Below are 23,410 nucleotides of genomic sequence, written 5' to 3'. Positions count from 1 at the left end.
GTGGTTCAGGGGGTTGGGTTTCGCGTAGTTTATCCTAAAAATTCTGGATCGTTTAATATTTCTTCCATCATTTGACCAAAAGATGGATATCTTTGTGCGTCTCCATATTTAGAATCATAATACCAAGCTTCCCACTCACCATCACTTGTAATAACTTGAGGATTAAGTAAAAAAATCATCGGATAGTCTTCAGTACTAATTTCTAGACACGTTTGTAGATGTTCTACGCGACTATAAGATTGCTCATCACCGTAAATAAAGTATTCTTCATCTGGTACTGGTTCCAAATGCTGGTGCAGTTCTATCAAATCATCTATAGAGATTTCTTTGCCTAAAATATACCACTGAATTTCTTCAACTGAAGAAAATTTGATGCCATACTCTGAAGTAGAATGCAACCCATTGGAAACTTTGAGAAACTCTCTGTAAGAAGGCGGAAAGGTTACACCTAATCTAGCTTCCTCAGCAGAGATTTGCTCTTCAGTTGCACCTGGATAGCCTAAAGATCCATATTCAATAACTTCTGGAGACAACTCTTCCTGCTCATACTCTTCGAGCGCTTCTATTCGCTGACGGCTCCATTCTCTAATACGACTTTCCCAGTCAAAAGTCTTCATTATGTAATTTTTTTATTGAAAGTTAACTGATCACTAGTTTAACAAAAGAAGCTTTAATAGTATTAACTGATAAATTTTTATGTTAAACATTGTTTGCTTAATTATAAAATTAAAAAATTAGTAATTTAAAATAATGAATATTTCTTATAATTCTTGAAGAGGAGATTATTTAATATTAGTTGAAGCAAGAACTTATGAACATTCTGATTAACTTAGTTTTAGTAATTGATAAAATACAACAATTTTGGCTATCTTTTAGATAGAAATATGACTATCAAATCTTACCAAAAGTATTTAATAAAATACAAAACAATAAGCCTGTGTAGACAGGCTTAGTTCGTGTAGCCGCAGACTTCAGTCTGACGTAATTATCAAATTATTACCCTGGAAGTTGCTTTTTCAAACCTTCCAGAGAAGCCCAACGGTTATCAACTGGAGTTTCAGGAATATCGGAATTATCAACTGTACTACTTATAGGAATACCTGGACAATTGCGATGCCTACGGCGGTAAACTACGCACGGGCGGGAAATCACCTTGGTTAAGATGCTCTTAATGTTCTGTTACCAAACCTGGGAAGGTTTTAGATTTAGTAAGGTAAGATGTATATACTCAAGTAAGGAATCCTTACATTTGATAGCAAAGGCTAGGAGGCAAGTCATGCTCGCCAAGTTAACTTCTAAAAATCAACTAACGCTGCCTAAAAGTATTACTCGTGAAATCGGTGAGGCTGAGTATTTTGAGGTAAAGGTGGAGGGAGGGCAAATTATTCTGACTCCTGTAAAAATTCATCGGGCTGATGCGGTTCGATCTAAGCTGGCGGATTTAGGACTGAGTGAGCAGGATGTGGCTGATGCAGTGGCTTGGGCGCGTCAATCGTAATGGTTTGTCCACGGGTGGTAATTGATACTAATATCATTATCTCGGCGCTGATATTTGGGGGCAGAGTATCTAGGCTTCGTTTGGCATGGCAGGACGATCTCTTCACTGTGCTGGTTTCTAAAGCGACAACAACTGAGTTAATCCGAGTGCTGGCTTATCCAAAGTTTAAGCTCACGCCAACTGAGCAAGAAGATTTACTATCGGATTACATACTCTTTTGTGAAGCTGTAGCGATGCCCGGCCGCTTGCCTGTAATTCCTAAATGTCGCGATCCGTTTGATGTGCCTTTTTTACTTTTGGCTGTGGTCAGTGAGGCTGATTATCTCATGACCGGCGATCGCGATTTACTCAGTCTAAAAGATAATTTTTCTTGCCCAATTATCACGGCTGAAGATTTTCTAAATGTTATTGATGGTCAGTCACCCTAATTTTTCCGGTGATGCCTTGTAAAAGTGTAATGTCGAGCCGAGATACAATAGTAGACCGAAAACTTCTGCGATCGCATCTTACAAGCCTCTTAATATTTACCACCCATGCTGTCTCTGTCGAGTTAATTATTCCCGAAAGCTATCGCACGGGCGGGAAATCACAGAATTTTAGGCATAAGCAATAAGCTATTAGCCCGGAAGTTGCTTTTTCAGTGCTTCCAGAGAAGCCCAACGGTTATCAACTGGAGTTTCAGAACTATCAGAACTCTCAACAGTACTAATTACAGGAATACCTGGACAATTCCTACTGCACAGCTGGCGCAGAGGTACTGCTAAACACATCTGCTCATACAGCCATTCGTTAGGAGAAAAATAACCATCGGGTGGAAGGGTTTCAAGCAACTCTTCCATAACCACTTCCCGCTCTAAGGGCAAGTCATTTACTTGATTTGCAGCTTCATCTAACCAGATGATTTCTTTGGTATCAAGCCCTAAGCGGCGATTGTATTGCTGTAAGCAGCGATTGCAGGTACAAGTAATAATTGTTTCTGCCTGAGCGGACACTTCCAAGTAAGTGCCATTATGCTGCACGCGCACATGACCGCGAACTGGTGTCAACGTTTCCAGACCAGGCAGAAATTCCTCAACTTGAACTTCCTCTGTCCGCTCCGGGGCTTTCGTTAGCTGCGGAATATAAATTGCGTCCATAGGATTTGTGAGACATCCTCACGAAAATTAATGGTCATTATCAGCAATAATACTGATACTACATCTTTATTTTAGCTTTTAGGAACAAGAGAAATTTTGAAATTATATTGAGCTTTCAATTAACCCTTGTACAGACGCGATTAATCGCGTCTCTCTTCTTCCAACGAAGCTGGCTGCACAACCAGATGACGATGTGGCTCTTTGCCGCGACTGAAGGTTTCCAAATCTCCAAATTCCTTCAAGAAGGTATGGATTTGTCGCCTTTCAGCAGAGCTTAGAGATTTGATTTCTACTTCTCTACCAGAAAAGCGCACTTCATCGGCTGCTGCTTCTGCTAGTGCGCGAATTTCGGCTTCCCTTTTGACTCGGTAGCCATTCAACTCAATAGTGTAAGAGGCTTGTTCCTCTGGGGGTTGGCTCAGGTTTAAAACCGAATTAGTTAGATACTGAATCGCATCTAGCACAGAACCATCAGTACCAATTAATACCTGAATTTGCTCTGTCGTCAAATTAGTTTGCTCGATTGTCAACCAGTAATTATCTGGTTCTGGGGAATCGCCTTCTTGAGATTGGGCCGTTTCTAAATGACCCTGAATCTCAGCAGGTACTCCAGTGAGTTCCAGCAGGGTTTTTAACCACTGCTGCCCTCGCTGCATCGAAATGTTATTCATGATCCCCCTGTGGCCTTTTTCTTAGAACTTTTCGGTTCAAATGGCAATGCTTTTTGTCCAGTAGATGTTGTTGCTTCTTTCTCCTGGGTTTCTACAATTTTTTGCAGTTCTTCTGATAGAGGTTCGCGGGAAAGAAGATAAGTTTGTGCGGTTTGAAAAATATTACCAATCACCATATACATCAGCACCCCGGCTGGTAGGGGAAAGAACAAAAACATCCCAGAGAAGATGACTGGAGTGATTTTGTTAACAGTATCCTGCTGGGGATTACCACCACTGGAATTTTGCCCAGAAAGCATTTGGCTAACATAAAGGCTGATTCCAAAGAAGACAATCATGGCGACAATATCCCAGTGGATTGTGCCATCAGGATCTTGTGCGCCAACCCTGCCTAAAGCATCAATGAATAGAAAACCTTTTTCTGCTGCTAGTCCAGGAATTGTTCCTTGAATGCTAACTTCTCCCGGTTGCAAGGCTTCTACATTGCCATCAGCATCAATTTTTATCCGCTCTTCCCCTTTGGTGACTTTCCAATCAGGAACTAGCTTATTTTCTGGGTGTTCTGCTAAAAGTACCTGAAAGGGTTTGCCCTCAACTGTCTGATATTGGATCTTAGTGTGTTCTCCAACGGCCAGTTTGCTGCCACTGGGAAGGATTGCAGCTACTTTAACGTGTTCCCCATCCGCAACATAAATATTTTGAGGAGCAGTAGCAAAGGCTTGCGGTTGAATTTGCTCGATTTGTTCTGCGGGAAGGATTTGCAAGTTAACGCTGTAGTTCGCACTTGCAAAAGGCGAACCCCGCAAAGTAGCAAACAGCGCTAATAAGACCGGCATTTGTACTAGTAATGGAAAACAGCCTGCCAAGGGGTTGCCAAATTCTTTTTGGACATTGACCATTTCCTCCTGCTGCTTTTGCGGTTCATCCTTATAACGCTCTTTAACTTCTGCTATCCGCTTCTGCATTAGAGGTTGTACAATTCGCATCTTCCGCATGTTGCGAATTGAGCCAGCACTCAGGGGATAGAGCGCGAAGCGGACTATCAATGTCAAAGCAACGATCGCCAATCCGTAGCTCGGAAATATACCATAGAAGAAATCTATGATTGGCAGCATCACGTTGTTCGAGAGAAAGCCGATACCAAAATCCATTATTCTGAATTCAACCTGAGGTACTGTAAACTGACTGAATCTAATTTATCTAAATCATTAATTATGTGCGACTACCCTTCGCTACGGATAGCCGCACATTCAAATAGGGCATTGGGAATTGAGCATTGGTTCTTCTCCCTCCCCTTGCTTCGATCACTTGTTAGCAGTAGCGCTATATTCGGGATTTTTCGCAGCAATTCTTTCATTAATGTAGTCATAGACTTCCCGAAATTTGGGAATTGCACGCAATTCGAGACGACTGCCATTTCTGAGGGTTAGTACCATATCTCCCCACAAACCAATGCCACGGGGGATGGTAACAACTTTGACAATTTCTGAGTAAATTATGTCAGTGCGATCGCGCCCCTGCCAACCTCCGATTACGGTAACTCGGCGGTCGGTGATGCGGAAACGCAGCCACAATGCCCTAACAATTGCTCCAACTGTTAATGGTATTCCAACGACAGTTAACCCAATTAGCAGGTTGACAATTAAATCCCCAATATGGGGGCCACCTTCATAATAAACATCTTCACGAATTCCCATCGAACACCTCAGCTTGTGCCAACAACTGCTCTAATTCTTGCAGAAATTGTGGGCTTACGCACTTAGATTCTGCTGCTGTGGGTTTGACAATGAACACTAACCGCCATCCTGGTGATAATTTGGGTAGCAAGTTATATAAAGCAGAGGTAATTTGCCGTTTGATTCGGTTGCGAACCACTGCCCTTTTACTGACTTTTGTGCTTATGGAAATACCAATTCGCGTGCTGGCAAGATTTACTGAGTCAATCGCTTGTGTACTCTGGGTGGCAGTGTCCAAAGAAGGTTTTCTTGAACACAACGGCTTTAAGGCTCTCAATGTTAAGTAAGAGCCATTACGCCGAATTCCTTCCCGGAAAACTGCTTGGAAATCCTTGCGGGATTTTAGCCGATTTGCTTTAGGCAAAGCCACAGATGCTCTTTTAGCTCAATATGTCCTAAACACTCAAACGGTGACGACCCTTTCTTCTCCTAGCGCTAATCACGTTTCTACCGTCTGGTGTGCGCATCCTGGCGCGAAAACCAGAGGTTCTTTTTCTCTTACGGCTAGTGCCGCCTAGTGTTCTTTTCATACTCTTCTCCTCTTAGGTGATTTTTATAAAAACTCACAATCTCTAACTGTATCACCTTTTTTAGTGAATTGGGAATTGATTATTCCTCTTGTTCCCTTATCTGCCCAGTCTCCAGTAACCATTCCCCAGTCTTAATTGATGCTCAAAATCCATGTTCCCAGGTAGCGCAGTAGTGGTACATCGCCAGGGGAGAGAACTTGACAATTAAAATAGTAAACTCCGCCGAAGGATGGGTTTTTCACGTTAGAAAAGACTACCTCAACTGCACTACCTGCTGGCACGGGCTCTTGAGGATAAATATTAATCAGCTTACCTTCTTTGTCCCACTTCACCTCAGAAAGTGGAACTGCTTTACCTTTGACTCGGACTTCAATTTCTTTCTGGTCAAAAGTTCCTTTGTAATAATCGGGGTAGGTAATGGCAAATTGACCAACTGCCAATTTCATTCTTTTGGCTGGAATCTTTAATATGTAACGATCCCAACCATTGGCTTGTCCGCCAAAATCTAACCGAAAGGGCAGTTGATTGTCGGCTTTAACACCGCTAAAGAGTGTAAATCCTGGTAAGCTATCTGCCCAAGTCAGGGCTGGAAATCCAGTCACTAAACAGCTAGTCACGGCTAAAGCGGAAAGTAAACGTCGCATAATTGAGCTTCCTCTACCAAAAAATAAATCTGTTATCTAAAATAACTGTGTGTTAGTATTCGTTACTAAAGTTTACTACTCACTTCCTGACAATTGACGTTCCGTAACAACAAAAAGTGCCATTCTCCCTGATGTTTAGGCGACAGTAAAATTCCTTAGTAGTAAATTTAACCAATAACCAATTTACTTCATTACCCTTGCAGAGTACTGATTTGATGACTAAGTTGGTCAAATTTTCAACTAAATATAAATACAGTGGGGATTTGATTGTGTTTCTAAATATGTACAAGTGTATCTAAATTTGAGAGTTTTGTTATAAAAATTGAGGGATGCCATCAGCGATCGCCAGTTAACTTGAGATAAATTGATTAAGATAAGTTGGAATGAAATTCGTAATCATTAAAATTTGATTTGGAAATTCTCAAGCTTCAAAAATTCGGTCAATATTACTCTATAAGAAAGGAATACCAAAATTTCTCAATCCCGAAAACAAGCTAAAGATAAAGATGCAAAATTTGGGAATCAACTTAGGATGTGCAATACGTAACCCTGTTTGCAACTATCTGAAAATATGACATCTGCGAGCGGCAAAGTGAGGCTTTGCCTGGAGAGCTAAGAGTGGGAGAGGAAAGATTCAAGGTTCAATCTACAAGTAAAATTCATGGTTGATGTTCCTGCCTAAGTACTATGAGTGCGGGACACGCATCATCTGGACAATCACTTACTTGGCAGAGATTAAGTATTTATCTTCAGGAGATTTCATGAGAATAGCAGTTGCTAAAGAAATTGAAGTTTGCGAACGTCGTGTGGCATTAATTCCTGACACCGTTGCTCGATTGGTAAAGCAAGGTTTGGAAGTTTGGGTAGAAACAGGTGCAGGAGAACGATCTTTTTTCAGCGATACTGACTATGAAGCCGCAGGAGCTACAATAATCAGCGATACTGCCAAATTATGGGGCGAAACAGATATTCTTTTAAAAGTCAGCCCACCGCAAGAACGAGAAGATGGACGCTCAGAAGTTGATTTGTTAAAGGAAGGGGCTGTATTAGTAAGTTTCCTGAATCCTTTGGGAAATCCTATTGTGGCGCAGCAACTAGCAAATAGGAAAATCACAGCTTTGAGTATGGAGATGATCCCCCGTACTACCAGGGCGCAAAGTATGGATGCTTTGTCCTCGCAAGCTTCATTAGCAGGTTACAAGGCAGTATTAATTGCGGCAGCTGCATTACCAAAATATTTCCCAATGTTAACCACAGCCGCAGGGACGATCGCACCAGCGAAAGTATTTATTATGGGCGCTGGTGTAGCCGGATTGCAAGCGATCGCCACCGCCAGACGTTTGGGAGCAGTAGTAGAAGCCTTTGATATTCGTCCCGCCGTTAAAGAAGAAGTGCAAAGCTTAGGGGCAAAATTCGTTGAAGTCAAATTAGACGAAGAAACCGTTGCTGCTGGGGGTTACGCCAAGGAAATTTCTGAGGCTAGCAAACAACGTACCCAAGAAGTTGTCGCCGAACACGTCAAAAATTCTGATGTCGTAATTACCACCGCTCAAGTACCTGGAAGACAAGCACCACGGCTAGTTACAGAAGAAATGGTGGCACAAATGAAACCAGGTTCAGTAATTGTGGATTTGGCTGCCGATCAGGGTGGTAACTGCGCCTGTACCGAACCCGGCAAAGATATTGTGTGGAACGGTGTAACAATTATCGGCCCCATCAATCTCCCATCATCAATGCCAATTCACGCCAGCCAATTGTATGCCAAGAACGTAACATCGTTGATGCAATTGCTAATCAAAGACAAAGTTTTGCAAGTAGACTTTAGCGACGACATCGTTGATGCAGCTTGCGTTACCCACGCTGGTGAAATTCGCAATCAACGAGTGCGGGATGCGCTACAAGCTTTGAGTACTCAACAATCGGCGGTTAATTAGGGACAAGGGGACAAGGAGAATAACCAATTCCCAATTCCCACTTCCCACTTATAAAAGGAGTTTTGATTTTCATGACAGAGGCATTACTTGCTGCTTTGTTTGTATTTGTGTTGGCATCTTTTATCGGCTTTGAAGTCATCAACAAAATCCCACCGACTTTACACACGCCCTTAATGTCAGGCTCAAACGCGATTTCTGGCATTTCGGTACTGGGGGCAATAGTTGCTGCTGGTGCAAGAGACACCAGTGTGTCAGTAATTCTTGGTTTGATTGCTGTGGTATTGGCAACAGTCAACGTTGTGGGTGGATTTTTAGTGACAGACAGAATGTTGCAAATGTTCAAGAAGAAGGAGATTAAGGCGTGAGCGACTTTTTACCAACTGGCATTCAGCTGACGTACTTAGTCGCTGCATCGTTATTCATTCTGGGCTTGAAAAAGCTGGGATCGCCTGCTACAGCGAGAAACGGTAATCTTGTCGCGGCTGTGGGGATGCTGCTAGCGATCGCAGCGACAATGCTGGATCAGCATGTGTTGAACTACGAGATGATATTGTTAGGCTTGGCGATTGGATCGGGAATTGGTGCGATCGTTGCCTACAAAGTCCAAATGACCGAAATGCCCCAAATGGTGGGTTTACTCAACGGTTTGGGCGGTGCGGCTTCGGCTTTAGTAGCTGTTGCCGAATTCTCGCGATTATTAGATAGTTCGCAGCCGATACCCCTTGATGTCAACATTTCCATACTATTGGATGTGTTAATCGGTGGTATTACCTTCACAGGTAGTTTTTTAGCCTTTGCCAAATTGCAAGGTTTAATTAGCGGTTCCCCAATTACATTTCCATTCCAGCAACCATTTAACCTTTTGCTTTTGGGTGCTTATATAGTAGGTAGTGCCTATTTAATCATCACACCAGATAGCTTACCTATATTCTTGGGAGTGGTTGGCGTTTCATTGGTGCTGGGCGTGATGTTCGTCATCCCCATTGGTGGCGGCGATATGCCAGTGGTAATCTCGCTGTTGAACTCGTTGTCAGGTGTGGCGGCGGCGGCAGCTGGGTTCGTGGTGATGAACAATATGTTAATCATCGCTGGTGCTTTGGTAGGAGCCTCTGGCTTAATCCTCACCGAAATTATGTGTAAGGCGATGAACCGCTCGTTATTTAGTGTGCTGTTCAGCGCTTTTGGTACAGGTTCTAGTTCTAGTGGTGCTGCTGCTAGTGGTGGTGCAACCGATCAAACTGTCCGCAGTATCGATCCTGAAGAAGGGGCGATGATGTTGGGTTATGCCCGTTCTGTGGTAATTGTACCTGGTTATGGTATGGCAGTTGCCCAAGCGCAACATAGCGTCCGGGAATTGTCAGATCAGTTAGAAAAAATGGGTGTTGATGTCAAGTATGCCATTCACCCTGTTGCTGGGAGAATGCCGGGGCACATGAATGTGTTGCTGGCTGAAGCAAATGTGCCTTATACCCAGTTGTACGATATGGATGATATTAATCCCCAGTTTGAACAAGCGGATGTGGCTTTGGTAATTGGGGCAAATGATGTGGTAAATCCGGCGGCGCGGAGTGATAAAAATAGCCCGATTTATGGTATGCCGATTTTGGAAGTTGATCGGGCGAAGCAGACAATTGTAATTAAGCGCGGGATGAGTACGGGTTTTGCCGGTGTAGATAATGAGTTGTTCTACAAGGATAAAACGACGATGCTTTTTGGTAGTGCGAAGGATATGGTGTCGAAGTTGGTTTCGGAAGTGAAGCAACTTTAACGAACCGCAGAGGCACAGAGAACACAAAAAGTAGAGACGTGAAATTTCGCGTCTCTACTTTTTTAAGGATGTCAAGCTATCCCACTTTTCCACTGTTGGCTTATACAACCAATAATCCAGCTTGACATCATCAACAAGCCCTCTAAGTTCAGGATCAGGCCAAATATGAAGTCGATCCTCGCATCCAACCTCTCTTGCGGCTGTTTCAATGTAATTCCATTGCCTTTTAAAGCATTCTGCCCATGACTTTTTATGCCTTATGGAATCCGTAAAATCCAAGCCTGCCGCTATCATACGTTTTCCATTACTTCCGCGAGCGTTAATAGGCTCCCAAAATATAACCTCTGGATTGATACACATTATTTTTTCCAAATGTCTTTTGAAATCATCTAAAGTCATATTTGGAGGAGTAGGAGCAACTGCAACATACATTCTACACCCAGCTTTATGACCTACCAGCATTGCTTTATAACGTTCGGAGGGAGGAGGAGCTTGAGGTTCAATCTGGCGACTGAGTTCATCATTTAGGTATGGTAAACTCATACCAACGATCACGTTGGTATGATTAAGAATATCAATATCATTTACCCATAACAGACCACGAGTAAGAATTCGGATTTTTTTCTTATATCTCGATAAAGCCTCAACAACACCCCGCGTAACATTTGCAGTCTGTTTAGTTTGATAAGGATCAGTACCAGAACAGACTAATACTACGCCTTTTCCTGCTGGTGTTTCACGCCAAGACCTTTTACGACTAAGGATTTTTTCTAGTTGCTCAGGTATCTCTTCTCGAACAAATAAATACTGTCCCCAATCCATTTGAGGATCGGTTACTCCTTTTGAATGCAATTGTGCTTGCTTTGTCCTAATTGCAGGCGTAGAAGGTACATAACAGAATGTACATCCATGCAAACACCCTGATGCTACATTAACCACATAGTCACATAGCCCTTTTTTGTTAAGAGCGCTCTGTTGCAGAGGATTAACAATTTTTTCAACGCCTTTAACAATAGACATAGCGCACACTTTTATTTATAGAGTTTATTATTAGTATTACAATTATCAAATCCTTATTTTGGTTATTAAGATATAATAAAAAGCATTTTAAAAAATTAAAAGCTGTTTATATTTAGTTAGCTTTATTATATCACTTTTATATAAATCAACTTTACGCCCTTTTACTATTTCCCCATTTCTCCAAATCTCTATTTCTTTTTCATTTCTCAGGAGATTTATATAACTTGTATAATGCTCTTTACTGGCTGGGTTACGTTCCATCGTTTGATGACAAAGCTCATGAAAAATAATTCCGTCTTGATTATTACGTATAATATTGCCCAAATGACTATCTAATTTTTCTAAACAGAAATATTCGCTATTTTTGGTAATATCAAATTTTAATTCCTTTTGGTTTTCTTCATAAAAATCTGCTGTTCTGAACCCATGTCCATACAATTCAAAATAATATTGATAATCTAAGTTATTTTCTTGCCAAAAACTTTCTTTTATTACTTCTAAAGCCGTAAGCTTTTGAGAAAGATGCATTAAATAATATAAAACGCTAACATCACCTCTAGGAATCATTGAAAAAGTAAATACGTATTTAGCTTTACCCTTATCTCTAAATAATCTCATCGATTCATTTCTGAGATAACATTGACCTCCAATTCTATTAAAAGTATTAAAATTATCAAATTGATAGTATTCTTCTGCATCTAGGATTCTGTTAAATGTATCTTTATCTTTACCATCCCTATCACAAACAAATCTTTTAATATAATTAATCATATATGTATAAAGTATTTCAGATCGCTTTAAGTTATTAATTTTTCTAATACTTTGCATAGAAACATCAGTCCATCCAAAGGGATCGAGAAAAAAGAACGAGTGTCCTTTGCGAATATCGATTTTGAATATAACTTCATTTACCAAGTTCTCAAATTCGCCACATATAAATTCACATTCTTCTACTAACTTTCCAACTTCGCCTTTAAATTCATGTGGTTGCCCATTAACTAACTCGCCTAGACCCGCTTTTGGCATGGAATAATTTTTAAGACAAGCTAAATGTTCTCGCTTATTATCTATAAAAATAAATTTAACATTTAAATCATACTGGCGTTTTGATTTTTTATAGCCTGCGCGAATAGCTTCTATAATTCTAAGAGGTGAGCCTTGCCACTCTGTTTTATTATCCTGGTCATAATACATACCACCTCCACAAAATCCATCAACAAAAGTAAACGTTGTTTGTCCATGTCTACCTTTGCCATAAAGTGTGCAAATAAGATTTTCAAGATATGTTTCAAGAATTTGATGCTTGGCTTTGGTATGAGGATTTATATCAGGAATATGGCTTCCGTCAGCACTCCAAGTTGCTTGTGATTTGCTCACGTTGATTGTCTCTACAGTAATATTCAATACTAATCTAAAATAAGTAGATTGAAAAGCGATCGCACGCGCCAAGTTCTCTAAAAAGAGCGATCGCCTGTAAAATTTTCAGCGTGCGATCGCTCTCTTCTTCCTCTGCGTCTCTGTGGTTCGTTGAAAAGAGCGATCGCCTGCAAAATCTCTATTGTGCGATCGCACAATTCTACAAAATAACTAATTTGACTTACTTTGGAAAATAGCGATAAATATCTTTGCGATGTAACACGCGCTGAAATATTAGTGTTTCACCGTCAAATATAATCCCGATCCGATAATCACCTATACGAATCCGATAAATATCATCATATCCTTGAAGCTTTTTGATATTAGTAATTTCTTCAAAGTTAGCTATTAGTGGTATTTCTTCAAAAGCAAGTACTTTAATCGTCTCATAGTAAGGTGTACTTTTGAGTGCTTTTAAATCTTTAATAAAGCTGGATAGATACTGGGTATTCACTCTCTTTCTAATTCGGCTAATGCTTCATTAATATTTAATGGTATTTCTTGTTGTACTTCTTTGATTGCTAATATCAATCCTTCATCTTCAATTACTTCTAATAAACGTAGATAGTCTTGAAAATCGATAATTACTTTACGAATATTACCTTGAGTATCTGTGATTAATTCTTGAGCAAATGGATATTGATTGGTTTTCATTTGGGTATTAGTGTTTGTAATCATAGAGAATTTGATTACCTTTACATAGTACAAGTATAGAAGATTTGGAGTGGCGATCGCTTCGCTGCGACTTTGCGCGAAACAAAAGAGCGATATCTAAAACTCCCAAAGATCGCCTGTTCTCTCCTTCCTCTGTGTTCTCTGTGCCTCTGTGGTTCGTTAAAAAGAGCGATCGCCCTCTTCTTCCTCTGTGGTTTGTTAAAAAGAGCGATCGCCTACAAAATCTTCACCGTGCGATCGCCCATCAAGACATGATATAAATTTGAGATGATAGACCACGATCGCCTATTCAAAGAACTCTTAACAACCTTCTTCTGGGAGTTCATTGAGTTATTCTTTCCAGAAATAACAGCTTATCTGGAACGGGACACCATCTCCTTCATTGACAAAGAAGTATTTACCGATGTGACTGCTGGAGAAAAATATGAAACTGACTTAGTAGTAAAAGCGAGATTTAGAGGCCAAGAATCGTTTTTCCTAATACATCTAGAACATCAAGCTTATTATCAAGAAGCTTTTGATTTGCGGATGTATCGCTACTTCGCTAGATTGTATGAAAAATACGCCTTGCCAGTGTATCCCATCGCCTTGTTTTCTTACGATAGTCCCAAAAAAGCTGAAACAAATTTTCATCAGGTAGCATTTCCCAATAAAGTTGTTTTGCAGTTCAACTATGATGTCATCCAGTTAAATCGTCTGAATTGGCGAGAATATCTGCAACAGCAAAATCCCGTAGCTAGTGCGCTCATGGCTAAAATGAACATAGCGCCAAAAGACCGTCCCAGAGTAAAATCTGAGTGTCTGCGCCTGCTAGCTACCTTACAGCTAGATCCAGCGCGGACACAATTGATTTCTGGGTTTATTGACACCTACCTACGGCTAAATGCTCAAGAAGAAGAAATTTTCCAGACTGAAATTGCTCAATTTGAACCAACTCAACAGGAGGTAGTTATGCAAATCGTCACCAGTTGGATGGAGTCAGGGATACAACAAGGAGAGTTGAAAATAATCCAGCGTCTATTAACAAAGCGAATTGGTGTAATTACTGCTGAATTACAAGAGCGGCTGCGCGGGTTATCGTTAACTCAGTTAGAGGATTTAGCGGAAGCCTTACTAGATTTTTCCACTGAAGCTGATTTAGTGGCTTGGTTGCAACAAATGTAAGTAAATGTGTAATCTGGTGTGTTATCATCGCCGCAACTAAACGTGTGTCATCAAGTATAGAAGATTTGGAGTGGCGATCGCTTCGCTGCGACTTTGCGCGAAACAAAAGAGCGATCGCCTGAAAATATCTACAGTGCGTTCTCTCCTTCCTCTGTGTCCTCTGTGCCTAGAAAAGTTCGTTAAAAAAGGCGATCGCTTGCTTTTTATTGAAACGCGATCGCTCCTCCTAACCTCTGTACATAAGTGCCTGATTTTTTCTTAGCTAACTATCCGTTTCATTGGGATTTCTATCCAGAACTCACAGCCGTTACCAGGTTCAGAAACACACTTGATATTACCACCGTGTTTTTCGACAATAATTTGGTAGCTAATAGATAGACCCAATCCAGTACCTTGTCCGGGTTGTTTGGTGGTAAAGAAAGGTTCAAAAATACGCGATCGCACAATCTCTGGAATCCCACAACCATTGTCAGCAATCCAAATCAATATAGTATTCTCTTCTATGACTTCTGTACGTATCCAAATTTTAGGAGTGTCAATTTTTTTTCCACTAATTGCTGAATTTTCCAGTGCATCAATCGCGTTGTTAATAATATTCATAAACACCTGATTCATCTGGGCTGCATAGCAGACTACTGGAGGCAATTCACCATATTGTTTAACTACCTCAATAGCAAAAGAATTAGTCTGTGATTGCAGTCGATGTTGTAAAATTAGCAACGTACTATTGATGCCTTCATGAAGATCGACTGGTTTTATTCCTGTTTCATCAAGTCGAGAAAAAATTCGTAACGACAAGACTAATTGAGAGATCCTCTCTGCCCCCATCTTCATTGAAGCAAGAATTTTGGGCAAGTCATCATTAATGAAATCTAAATCTAATGCTGCTACTTGCTTTTTAATTTCCTCTGTTGTCTTAGGATACTGTTTCTGATAAAGGCGCAGTAATTTAAATAAATTTTCGGTATGTTCCTTAACATAAGTCATGTTGCCGTAAATAAAACTAATCGGGTTGTTAATTTCATGTGCTATACCAGCAACTAACTGCCCTAAACCTGCCATTTTTTCACTTTGAATCAACTGGCTCTGAGTGTCTTGCAATTCTTTGAGAGTCTGGGTAATTTCTTCTTTTTGAACTTGAGTTTGTTCGAGTAATTCTGCTTGCTGAAGTCCTACCCCTAACTGAGTACCAATCTGCATCAGCAAATCTATCTCATCTTCTTGCCAATCACGGGGTTTGATATTTTGATAAGCTGCTAGTAATCCCCAGAGATTATCACCTTGAAAAATCGGCACGATAATATATGCCCTAGCCTCCATTAGCTCAATTAGGGCAATATAAGGAATAGAATAATCGGTACTGTAAATATCCTTAATAACAAGAGTTTTATTATTAGCAAAATCTCCGTCTTGGGTTTCTTGCAAGTAATTACTTGCGTAAGAATAGCCCGTCGTAGACATCGCAGCTATAATTTCCTTTACCGGTGTCAAACTTTGGGCTAAAGACTCAGCAACAAATTCGCCACTCCAATCAGCGCGGAATCGATAGATTGTCACTCGCTCAACTTCCAATAATCGTCGGACTTCTTCTGTACTGGTAGCAAAGATAGTATCAATATCAAGAGACTGGCGAATTTTCTCCACCGTTGCGGCTAAAGCTTTCTCCCTTTGTGCTGCTTTCCGTTCTCTTTCGGCGGCTTTAGCCAGTTTCTGGGCTTGCACCTGCATCTGTTTTAATGACTCAGCTTGCTGTAATGCTACCCCCAATTGAACACCAACTTGCGCCAATAAGTTGATTTCCTCATCTTGCCAATAGCGGGGCTGGGAGTTTTGATAAGCTACTAACAATCCCCACAGCTTTTCACCCTGAGAAATTGGTACAAAAACTTCATTACGTGCATACTTACCCGCTTGTTTTCCTTGCACAACAACGCGTTCTGTCACTGGTTGCGGCTTAACTATTGGTGTCCAGCCATCAACGATGGAATCAGCCACAAATTCCCCACTCCAATCAGGATAGAAGCGATAAATTGCGACTCGTTCCACTTCTAATAACCGACGAACTTCTTGAGTAGTGGTTTTAAATATGGTTTCAATTTCAAGTGACTGACGAATTTTTTCTACTGTGTGCGCCAACGCCCTTTGCCTTTCAGCAGCTTTGCTGATGTCTGCTGCTTGAATCTGCATTTGTTGGATAAATTCCGCTTGCTGCAAAGCCACACCTAGTTGGGTGCCAACTTGGGTAAGCAAGTAAACCTCATCTTTTTGCCAATCACGGGTTCCAGCATTTTGGTATGCTGCTAGCAAGCCCCAAAGCTTCTGACCGTGGTAAATGGCAACGATCGCATAAGCTCTTGCTTGATATATCTCTAAAACTTTAATGTAGCAGTCACTAAAGCCTGAATTGTAAATATCATTACAAATCCGGTACACTTCACACTGACTGAAGATACCACCTTCTGTATCTTGTAAGTAGGTATCAGCGACTGGGGGGTTAGCTAAATCTTTGGCGCTACATTCGCTGACATTCTCTTTCAATTCCGGTCGTTGCGACTGTCGATCTATGAGGGAAACCCAACCTTCTGCCACTGATTCAAACACGAATTCACCACTCCAATCGGGATTGAAGCGATAAATAGCCACGCGATCGGCATTTAGTAGCTGCCTAAGTTCTCCGGTAGTTGTATGGAAAATGCTTTCCAAATCTAGGAACTGGCGAATTTTCTCAATGGTGATGGCTATGGTTTTCTGCCATTGGGCTGCTTTTTCTCTGGCTTTTGCTTGTGCTAGTTCTGCTGATTGTAGTTTGACTTGCTCCAGGAAATCTGCTTGCTGTAAAGCAACTCCTAGATGTTCGGCAATTAATTGCACAAACTCAATTTCTGATGCTTCCCATTGTCGAGGATTACCACACTGATGAATACACAACAATCCCCATAAATCTTTACCTTTGATCAAGGGGGCAATTATACTGGCACGTACTTGGAATTTTTCCAGAATCTGGATATAGCAATCACTAGCATTAACTTCATAAATATCGGTTATTGCTCTAATTCGACCTTGCTGATAAAGTCCTGCGAACTCCTCACTAAAGCAGTGGTCGCGCAGTTTGGCTGCTAATGCCGAATCCCATTCGGTTGCCACATCTTCATAGATAAATTCCCCTTCCCATGCCAAATCAGGATAGAAACGGAACACGCCAACCCGATCGCTTTTCAGAAGTTGGCGGACTTCAGTGACTGTAATTTTGAAGATCGCGTCTATATCTAGAGACTCGCGAATGCGGGCAATAACTCCAGACAAGGCTTTTTGTTGCTCATTCTGATGCAAAGAGGATGTCACATCTGAATGAGATTCTTGCCGTTCTGAATTTGGTTCTATGGGTTGATTAGTAGAGGAGTTTTCCATTCCCAGTGGGACTTTAAATATTGAAAGTCTTCTATCTCATGATTCCCGTTGCGATCGCAAAGGTAACAGTATTTTCTCGGAATGCCAAAAAAACATTGTAGGGACACGATAGTATCGTGTCCCTACAAAAACATTTTTCAACCGCGAGAAAATTATCGCCGCTTGGGAGTGGCGCTGCGGGTGGTGCGTTTTTCTTCATCTCGGCGACGGCGATCGCGCCAATCTGCCACAGTCAAATAACCAATACCACCAGTGACTACTACGAGCAGCACTATGGCTACTATTGTTAAAATACTCAAAAATGGACTTTCCACAATGCTTCTACAGTCCGTTACGTCCCCAAACTACCATTGCAATTGACCAAGTAAACACAACTAACAGCGATACCCAACCTAGTGTCAAAATCTCCATAGTCCCGCTTTTCAAATAATTACAAAAGGTTTCTAATATTTATCATACAGGGATTGGACAGGCTGAGATTTTTTTTATAAATTACATTGTAACTTTGGCGGGCGATGTCTACAACGGGCTACACCTACACAAAACAGACACCATTTTTTCTTGGTACGCTAGTACTTCATGCATTAATCAAGACTAATGTGAAAAAATAGCGATCGCGCTTTCTTAACTAGATACTTTGGGAATACTAGGGTTACGGGTATATATTCCAAATCCAACAACCCCTAGTATTATGCCGATATTTTTCAGCTATTTTTTCCAATCTAACGGTTTTATTCCCCACGGGCATTGTTATCTCTGGCAAACTGGATTAGTTTGGCTCCACATTATTTCTGATGCCACGATTGCCTTTGCCTATTATTCTATTCCCTTCTTACTAATTTACTTTATTTCCAAGCGCAAAGACGTTCCTTTTAATGGAGTCTTTTTATTATTTGGTGCTTTTATCATTGCCTGCGGTACTGGACACTTGATAGATATTTGGACGCTTTGGCATCCAGACTATTGGGTTGCAGGTGCTTTAAAAGCTCTAACTGCCATTATTTCTATATATACGGCATTTGCGTTATTTTACCTCATGCCTCAAGCTCTGACACTACCTAGCCCAGCCCAGTTAGAAGCTATTAATAAAGTACTTTCAACTGAAATTGTTGAGCGCAAGCGCATCGAGAAGGAACTACGCCTTGCGGAAGAAGTAGCTCAAAACTCCAACCAAGCCAAGAGTGAATTTCTCGCCAATATGAGTCATGAACTACGCACGCCCCTTAACGGCATCCTGGGCTATACACAAATTATCCAACGCACAGAATCTTTGAGTGAAAAAGGACGCAAAGGACTCGGCGTTATTTATCAATGTGGTTCTCATCTTTTAACCTTAATTAATGATGTTTTGGATCTTTCCAAGATAGAAGCCCGGAAGTTGGAATTATATCCTATTGATTTCTACTTCCCTGCCTTTATAGATAGCGTGACTGAAATTTGCCGCATTAGGGCAGAACAAAAAGTCATCGCATTTCACGTCGAACTCGATCCTAATTTACCAACGGGTATTCATGCTGATGAAAAACGCTTGCGGCAAGTACTGATTAACTTGCTTAGTAATGCCATGAAATTTACTCATAAAGGCAGTGTCACCTTCAAGGTTCAGGTAATTAGTCAAGAATCAAATGCCAATGGCAAAATTAACTACAAAATTCGCTTTCAGGTAGTAGATACTGGCACGGGTATAACCCCCGAACAAGCCGAGAAAATCTTTCAGCCCTTTGAGCAAGTGGGAAGTCAGAAACGACAATCTGAAGGTACAGGCTTAGGATTAGCAATCAGCCAAAAAATTGTTTTGTTGATGGGTGGTCAAATTCAGGTGCAAAGTGAATTTGGCAAAGGTAGCACTTTTTGGTTTGAGGCAAAATTATTAGAATCTAAAGATTGGGCAAAGGTTTCTAGAGTAGTTGAGGAAGGAACTATTATTGGTTATCAAGGACAAAGGCGCACTATTTTGATTGCGGATGATAAATGGGAAAACCGCTCGGTAATTGTAAATTTACTAGAACCAGTTGGGTTTACTGTTGTAGAAGCTAGTAATGGTCAGGAAGCATGGGCACAGTCTTTAGCCCACAAACCAGACACGATCGTTACTGATTTAGTGATGCCGATATTAGATGGATTTGAGTTTATAAATCGTTTGCGTCAGTCTGAGCAATTTAAAGAGATTCCTGTTATCGCTTCCTCAGCCAGTGTGTTTGCAGTCGACCAGCACAAAAGTATTGATGTCGGTGCAGATGCCTTTTTACCAAAGCCTGTAGAAGCTGAAACGCTGCTAGAAATGCTACGACAATTTATGCAGCTAGAATGGATTTTTGACGTTAAGTTAGAAGCAATTGCAAAAATCTCTACAGGTGGTTTTGAAGAACAGACTGAAATGATTTATCCTGCCCAAGAGGTTTTACAAGAGTTGCTCGAACTAGCCCAAGATGGTGATATTCAAAATATTTTAGAAATGGTTGAACAACTTTCTGTATCTGATGAGCGGCTAAACACTTTTGTCCAGAAGATAATCCAGCTTGCTAGTAATTTCCAACTCAAGCGGTTGGAAAGTTTTATTGAAGAATATATCAATTAATTTAAATCAAATTGCATTTTTAACCGAACATGAGAAAACCCCAAAATAATGGATTCATTTTGATTGTGGATGATAATCCGACAAATTTATCTGTCCTGTGTGCAGCTCTCAGTAGTGAGGGTTTTCGTTTCCGTGTTGCAGTCGATGGAGAAACTGCGATCGCTCAAGCTGAACGCAATCAACCAGAATTGATTTTGCTGGATGTCCAAATGCCCGGTATTGACGGATTTGAGACTTGTCGTCGCCTCAAAGCCAATCCTCTCACCGAAAACATTCCCATTATTTTCACCACTGCTTTGGCGGATACGGAAAGCAAAACTAAGGGATTTTCCCTCGGTGCAGTAGACTATATCCCTAAACCGTTTGCACAAGAGGAAGTTATTGCTAGGGTGCGCGTGCATTTACAACTCAAACAATTGACTGAATCGTTGGAACAACAAGTTAGCGATCGCACCAAGGCTTTGCAACAAGCTCAAGTCCAACTGGTACAGCAAGAAAAACTATCAACACTCGGAGAGTTAATCGCTGGTATTGGCCATGAAATCAACAACCCCATTAACTTTATTTCTAGCAATATTCCCCCCTTAGAAGAATACATTGCTGGAATCACCAAGTTGCTTTTCCTGTACGAACAAGAGTATCCCAATCCAACAGCCAAAATTACCAATGCTGTTGAGAACTTGGATCTGAATTTTGTTCTCGAAGATATGGGAAAAATTTTGAACTCACTCCAGATAGGAAGCGAACGAATTCGCAACCTTTCTAATTCACTCCGCAGCTTCTGTCGCTCGGATAGTGATACCAAAATCTCTGCTAATTTGCACCAAGGACTTGATAGTACACTAATGATTTTGCAACACCGGATCAAGGCTAATGGCGATCGTCCTGGCATTGAAATTATTAAAAGTTATGGAGTACTACCAGAGGTAAACTGCTATCTAGGTCAGATGAATCAAGTATTTATGAACATTTTAGCAAATGCAATTGATGCTCTTGATGAAGCTATAATTGAAGGCAAAATGAGCAATCTAATTCCTCAAATAAAAATTGCAACAGAAATAGATTATGAGAAATTGGTTGTAATTCGGATTGCTGACAATGGGATTGGTATTCCTGAACGGCTTAAAAAACGCTTGTTTGAGCCGTTGTTTACCACAAAAAGCGTAGGGAAAGGCACTGGACTCGGCTTGTCGATAGCTTATGAAATAGTTGTAGAGAAACACAAAGGTGTATTAGATGTAAATTCTCAACCAGGTATGGGAACTGAGTTTATCATCAAAATTCCCATCTAATAACAGCATTTAATTAATTACAAAGCTGCTGTAGCATTTATCATATTGGATATTGGGGAAGTATTTTCCCAATATCCAATCCCTCATTTCTATATAGAGTGAATTCAACTTTAGATCCTAAATTAATGGTAGAACGCATAGAATCCCTCAAGGCTGGAATAGTTGGAGGTTTATCTATGTGTTTTACTTTTATACTTACCAGTCTCTTGAATACTTTTGGATTAGCAAAGTATTTTGAGATCCTTGCAAGTCTCCAAAGTAATGTTAACTGGCATTGGTTGATCGGTGGTGCAGTTGCAACTTTTACTGGCTTATTATTTGGTGTTACCTATCGTTATATCATCCGCTCAGATAAAAATCCCCAACTCAAAGCTGGTGGTGTTTTAGCCTTTGGCTTGGTGCGGGGATTAACTCAGATAGAGCTTGGGTGGAATTCTAACAGTACAATTTGGCCTTTTTTGGTATTAGCAGCAGAAAGTTTATTGTGGTTTGCGTTTGCTGCGATCGCTCTTGATATCGCTATTAAACTCCATTGGCTTAAACCTTTTTCATCATAACTTTGCTGTCACAGCAAAGTTATGATGAAATTACAACCAGTGTCACTGGAAGCATAACTTTTCCATCAGGAGTGCTGTAACCTCTGTTTAAAAATCACCTCTGAGAGGTGATAACTCAGTGATGTAAAATCCTGAAGATAGGAAAAGGTGATTAACAGAGTCAGAATAGAATGGTACAGGATAGGAAGTCAACGGTTATAATCACAGGTGCCTCTTCAGGTGTCGGTTTGTACGCTGCCAAGGCTCTTGCTGAAAGGGGATGGTATGTAGTGATGGCCTGTAGAGATGTAGCGAAGGCTCAACTTGCAGCCCAATCTGTAGGAATCCCCCACCAGGGCAGCTACACTATCATGCATATCGATCTCGGCTCAATGGATAGCGTTCGACAATTTGTGAAGAACTTCCGAGCAAGCGGAAACTCTTTAGACGCTTTAGTGTGCAATGCTGCAATTTATATGCCTTTGCTAAAGGAGCCACTGCGAAGCCCAGAAGGATTTGAGTTAAGTGTTGCGACAAATCACCTGGGACATTTCCTTTTGTGCAACCTGATGTTAGAGGATCTAAAGAAGTCATCTTCAGATCCAAGGCTTGTAATTTTGGGAACTGTCACCCACAATCCAGACGAACTAGGTGGGAAAATTCCGCCGCGTCCAGACTTGGGCGATTTGCAAGGCTTTGCAGAAGGATTTAAAGAGCCAATCTCAATGATTGATGGCAAGAAATTTGAACCAGTCAAAGCTTACAAAGACAGCAAGGTTTGTAACGTGCTAACCATGCGGGAACTCCATCAGCGCTATCACGAGTCAACAGGTATCGTCTTCAACTCTCTCTATCCGGGATGTGTTGCAGAAACGCCGCTATTTAGAAACCACTATCCCCTGTTTCAGAAAATCTTCCCATTATTCCAGAAGTACATCACTAAGGGATATGTATCTCAGGAGTTGGCAGGAGAACGGGTTGCGGCAGTGGTTGCCGATCCTGAGTATAATCAATCTGGTGTGTATTGGAGTTGGGGAAATCGCCAGAAAGAAGATGGTAAATCCTTTGTTCAAAAGGTTTCTCCTCAAGCCCGCGATGATGATAAAGGCGATCGCATGTGGCAACTAAGCGCCAAGTTGGTTGGAATTGCATAATGGCATAGGATTTGGCTTTATCCTGGAGCATAGTTCATTAATTCATCGATCCACTTTTTTGAATTAATCGGCATTATGTCCTGGTGAAAAATAGTTGAGGTGATTATTAAGTCACCTCTGAATTTATTGATAGCTTTATTGAATTTCAACTTATTTATATAAGCCATAACTCTGAAATAATCTTCAGGAAAAGCAGAGAAGATTAAATATGAATTATGACTATTAGGAATCCGGTTTGATTTATGAAAAG

The 23,410-nt window shown here is 40.9% G+C and carries 29 protein-coding genes; 13 read left to right on the top strand and 16 right to left on the bottom strand.

Going from position 1 to position 23,410, the window contains the following annotated elements:
• Positions 1-29: 29 nt before the first annotated feature.
• Positions 30-617 (bottom strand): SMI1/KNR4 family protein, encoded by a 588-nt coding sequence (locus tag CDG77_RS02055; protein ID WP_094327636.1) that lies wholly within the window; start codon positions 615-617, stop codon positions 30-32.
• A gap of 379 nt (positions 618-996) precedes the next feature.
• Entirely contained in the window at positions 997-1,152 is a 156-nt protein-coding gene (locus CDG77_RS02050) for a hypothetical protein (RefSeq protein ID WP_223269689.1), read from the bottom strand.
• A 124-nt stretch (positions 1,153-1,276) separates the two neighbouring features.
• Between CDG77_RS02050 and CDG77_RS02045 the strand changes: the two genes are divergently transcribed.
• From CDG77_RS02045 to CDG77_RS36195, 3 genes are read left to right on the top strand one after another with little or no spacing between them, the layout of a single operon-like run.
• Complete coding sequence (locus CDG77_RS02045; protein WP_094327679.1) at positions 1,277-1,498, top strand: AbrB/MazE/SpoVT family DNA-binding domain-containing protein; 222 nt, start codon at positions 1,277-1,279, stop codon at positions 1,496-1,498.
• Positions 1,498-1,926, top strand: a complete 429-nt coding sequence (locus CDG77_RS02040; protein WP_094327635.1) for a putative toxin-antitoxin system toxin component, PIN family — start codon at positions 1,498-1,500, stop codon at positions 1,924-1,926. Before CDG77_RS02045 ends, CDG77_RS02040 begins: the two co-directional genes overlap by 1 nt.
• Positions 1,927-1,955: 29 nt before the next feature.
• Complete coding sequence (locus CDG77_RS36195; protein WP_190233888.1) at positions 1,956-2,111, top strand: hypothetical protein; 156 nt, start codon at positions 1,956-1,958, stop codon at positions 2,109-2,111.
• Between the two features lie 4 nt (positions 2,112-2,115).
• Here CDG77_RS36195 and CDG77_RS02035 read toward each other — a convergent pair whose 3' ends face one another.
• The 7 genes from CDG77_RS02035 to CDG77_RS02005 all read right to left on the bottom strand — a co-directional run bounded on the left by CDG77_RS02035 (position 2,116) and on the right by CDG77_RS02005 (position 6,215).
• The gene (locus tag CDG77_RS02035) at positions 2,116-2,634 is read right to left on the bottom strand and encodes a YceD family protein (RefSeq protein ID WP_094327634.1); all 519 of its coding nucleotides are present in this window, start codon (positions 2,632-2,634) and stop codon (positions 2,116-2,118) included.
• A gap of 140 nt (positions 2,635-2,774) precedes the next feature.
• Positions 2,775-3,305: a Jag family protein gene (locus CDG77_RS02030; RefSeq protein ID WP_094327633.1), complete on the bottom strand. Its 531-nt coding sequence runs from the start codon at positions 3,303-3,305 to the stop codon at positions 2,775-2,777.
• A complete protein-coding gene (yidC, locus tag CDG77_RS02025; RefSeq protein WP_094327632.1) occupies positions 3,302-4,456 on the bottom strand; it encodes a membrane protein insertase YidC in 1,155 nt (384 codons plus the stop codon). The genes CDG77_RS02030 and yidC overlap by 4 nt, the downstream gene beginning before the upstream one ends.
• 153 nt (positions 4,457-4,609) lie before the next feature.
• Positions 4,610-5,002 carry a PH domain-containing protein gene (locus CDG77_RS02020; RefSeq protein ID WP_094327631.1) on the bottom strand — a complete coding sequence of 131 codons (393 nt, stop codon included), beginning with the start codon at positions 5,000-5,002 and terminating at the stop codon, positions 4,610-4,612.
• Positions 4,989-5,411: a ribonuclease P protein component gene (gene rnpA, locus CDG77_RS02015; RefSeq protein ID WP_094327630.1), complete on the bottom strand. Its 423-nt coding sequence runs from the start codon at positions 5,409-5,411 to the stop codon at positions 4,989-4,991. Before rnpA ends, CDG77_RS02020 begins: the two co-directional genes overlap by 14 nt.
• Positions 5,412-5,436: 25 nt before the next feature.
• Positions 5,437-5,571 carry a 50S ribosomal protein L34 gene (rpmH, locus tag CDG77_RS02010; RefSeq protein WP_094327629.1) on the bottom strand — a complete coding sequence of 45 codons (135 nt, stop codon included), beginning with the start codon at positions 5,569-5,571 and terminating at the stop codon, positions 5,437-5,439.
• Between the two features lie 131 nt (positions 5,572-5,702).
• Complete coding sequence (locus CDG77_RS02005; protein ID WP_094327628.1) at positions 5,703-6,215, bottom strand: DUF2808 domain-containing protein; 513 nt, start codon at positions 6,213-6,215, stop codon at positions 5,703-5,705.
• 761 nt (positions 6,216-6,976) lie between these two features.
• Between CDG77_RS02005 and CDG77_RS02000 the strand changes: the two genes are divergently transcribed.
• From CDG77_RS02000 to CDG77_RS01990, 3 genes are all read left to right on the top strand, one after another.
• A complete protein-coding gene (locus CDG77_RS02000; protein ID WP_094327627.1) occupies positions 6,977-8,149 on the top strand; it encodes a Re/Si-specific NAD(P)(+) transhydrogenase subunit alpha in 1,173 nt (390 codons plus the stop codon).
• A gap of 71 nt (positions 8,150-8,220) precedes the next feature.
• Positions 8,221-8,514: an NAD(P) transhydrogenase subunit alpha gene (locus tag CDG77_RS01995; RefSeq protein WP_094327626.1), complete on the top strand. Its 294-nt coding sequence runs from the start codon at positions 8,221-8,223 to the stop codon at positions 8,512-8,514.
• The gene (locus CDG77_RS01990) at positions 8,511-9,917 is read left to right on the top strand and encodes an NAD(P)(+) transhydrogenase (Re/Si-specific) subunit beta (RefSeq protein ID WP_094327625.1); all 1,407 of its coding nucleotides are present in this window, start codon (positions 8,511-8,513) and stop codon (positions 9,915-9,917) included. Before CDG77_RS01995 ends, CDG77_RS01990 begins: the two co-directional genes overlap by 4 nt.
• Positions 9,918-9,971: 54 nt before the next feature.
• On the opposite strand, the gene CDG77_RS01985 is transcribed toward CDG77_RS01990, so the two are convergent.
• The 4 genes from CDG77_RS01985 to CDG77_RS01970 all read right to left on the bottom strand — a co-directional run bounded on the left by CDG77_RS01985 (position 9,972) and on the right by CDG77_RS01970 (position 13,007).
• Positions 9,972-10,937 carry an SPL family radical SAM protein gene (locus CDG77_RS01985; protein WP_094327624.1) on the bottom strand — a complete coding sequence of 322 codons (966 nt, stop codon included), beginning with the start codon at positions 10,935-10,937 and terminating at the stop codon, positions 9,972-9,974.
• A gap of 87 nt (positions 10,938-11,024) precedes the next feature.
• Entirely contained in the window at positions 11,025-12,314 is a 1,290-nt protein-coding gene (gene tcmP / locus CDG77_RS01980; protein WP_190233887.1) for a three-Cys-motif partner protein TcmP, read from the bottom strand.
• Between the two features lie 220 nt (positions 12,315-12,534).
• On the bottom strand, positions 12,535-12,807 hold the full coding sequence (locus tag CDG77_RS01975; protein WP_094327622.1) for a type II toxin-antitoxin system RelE family toxin: 273 nt from the start codon (positions 12,805-12,807) through the stop codon (positions 12,535-12,537).
• Positions 12,804-13,007, bottom strand: coding sequence for a hypothetical protein (locus CDG77_RS01970; protein ID WP_094327678.1), 204 nt, complete (start codon positions 13,005-13,007; stop codon positions 12,804-12,806). The genes CDG77_RS01975 and CDG77_RS01970 overlap by 4 nt, the downstream gene beginning before the upstream one ends.
• 65 nt (positions 13,008-13,072) lie before the next feature.
• Between CDG77_RS01970 and CDG77_RS35135 the strand changes: the two genes are divergently transcribed.
• The 3 genes from CDG77_RS35135 to CDG77_RS35130 all read left to right on the top strand — a co-directional run bounded on the left by CDG77_RS35135 (position 13,073) and on the right by CDG77_RS35130 (position 14,454).
• Positions 13,073-13,288, top strand: coding sequence for a hypothetical protein (locus CDG77_RS35135; RefSeq protein WP_143856948.1), 216 nt, complete (start codon positions 13,073-13,075; stop codon positions 13,286-13,288).
• Between the two features lie 7 nt (positions 13,289-13,295).
• Entirely contained in the window at positions 13,296-14,192 is an 897-nt protein-coding gene (locus CDG77_RS01965) for a DUF4351 domain-containing protein (protein ID WP_094327621.1), read from the top strand.
• A gap of 70 nt (positions 14,193-14,262) precedes the next feature.
• A complete protein-coding gene (locus CDG77_RS35130) occupies positions 14,263-14,454 on the top strand; it encodes a hypothetical protein (protein ID WP_143856947.1) in 192 nt (63 codons plus the stop codon).
• Here the strand turns inward: CDG77_RS35130 and CDG77_RS01960 are convergent.
• The 3 genes from CDG77_RS01960 to petN form a co-directional block, all read right to left on the bottom strand.
• The gene (locus CDG77_RS01960) at positions 14,451-17,600 is read right to left on the bottom strand and encodes a GAF domain-containing protein (protein ID WP_094327620.1); all 3,150 of its coding nucleotides are present in this window, start codon (positions 17,598-17,600) and stop codon (positions 14,451-14,453) included. The genes CDG77_RS35130 and CDG77_RS01960 overlap by 4 nt on opposite strands.
• Before the next feature lie 152 nt (positions 17,601-17,752).
• Complete coding sequence (locus tag CDG77_RS36190) at positions 17,753-17,914, bottom strand: hypothetical protein (RefSeq protein WP_094327619.1); 162 nt, start codon at positions 17,912-17,914, stop codon at positions 17,753-17,755.
• Between the two features lie 7 nt (positions 17,915-17,921).
• The gene (gene petN / locus CDG77_RS01950) at positions 17,922-18,011 is read right to left on the bottom strand and encodes a cytochrome b6-f complex subunit PetN (protein ID WP_012408302.1); all 90 of its coding nucleotides are present in this window, start codon (positions 18,009-18,011) and stop codon (positions 17,922-17,924) included.
• A 280-nt stretch (positions 18,012-18,291) separates the two neighbouring features.
• Between petN and CDG77_RS01945 the strand changes: the two genes are divergently transcribed.
• From CDG77_RS01945 to CDG77_RS01930, 4 genes are all read left to right on the top strand, one after another.
• Positions 18,292-20,178, top strand: coding sequence for an ATP-binding protein (locus CDG77_RS01945; RefSeq protein WP_094327618.1), 1,887 nt, complete (start codon positions 18,292-18,294; stop codon positions 20,176-20,178).
• 29 nt (positions 20,179-20,207) lie between these two features.
• Positions 20,208-21,470, top strand: coding sequence for a hybrid sensor histidine kinase/response regulator (locus CDG77_RS01940; protein WP_094327617.1), 1,263 nt, complete (start codon positions 20,208-20,210; stop codon positions 21,468-21,470).
• A gap of 125 nt (positions 21,471-21,595) precedes the next feature.
• Positions 21,596-22,027 (top strand): hypothetical protein, encoded by a 432-nt coding sequence (locus CDG77_RS01935; protein ID WP_094327677.1) that lies wholly within the window; start codon positions 21,596-21,598, stop codon positions 22,025-22,027.
• Between the two features lie 170 nt (positions 22,028-22,197).
• The gene (locus CDG77_RS01930) at positions 22,198-23,160 is read left to right on the top strand and encodes a protochlorophyllide reductase (RefSeq protein WP_094327616.1); all 963 of its coding nucleotides are present in this window, start codon (positions 22,198-22,200) and stop codon (positions 23,158-23,160) included.
• Positions 23,161-23,410 lie beyond the last annotated feature (250 nt).

This window comes from Nostoc sp. 'Peltigera membranacea cyanobiont' 213, assembly GCF_002245975.1.
Classification (GTDB): Bacteria; Cyanobacteriota; Cyanobacteriia; order Cyanobacteriales; family Nostocaceae; genus Nostoc.
Note: the sequence above shows the minus strand (reverse complement) of the source record. Positions and strands in the feature narration are given on the sequence as shown.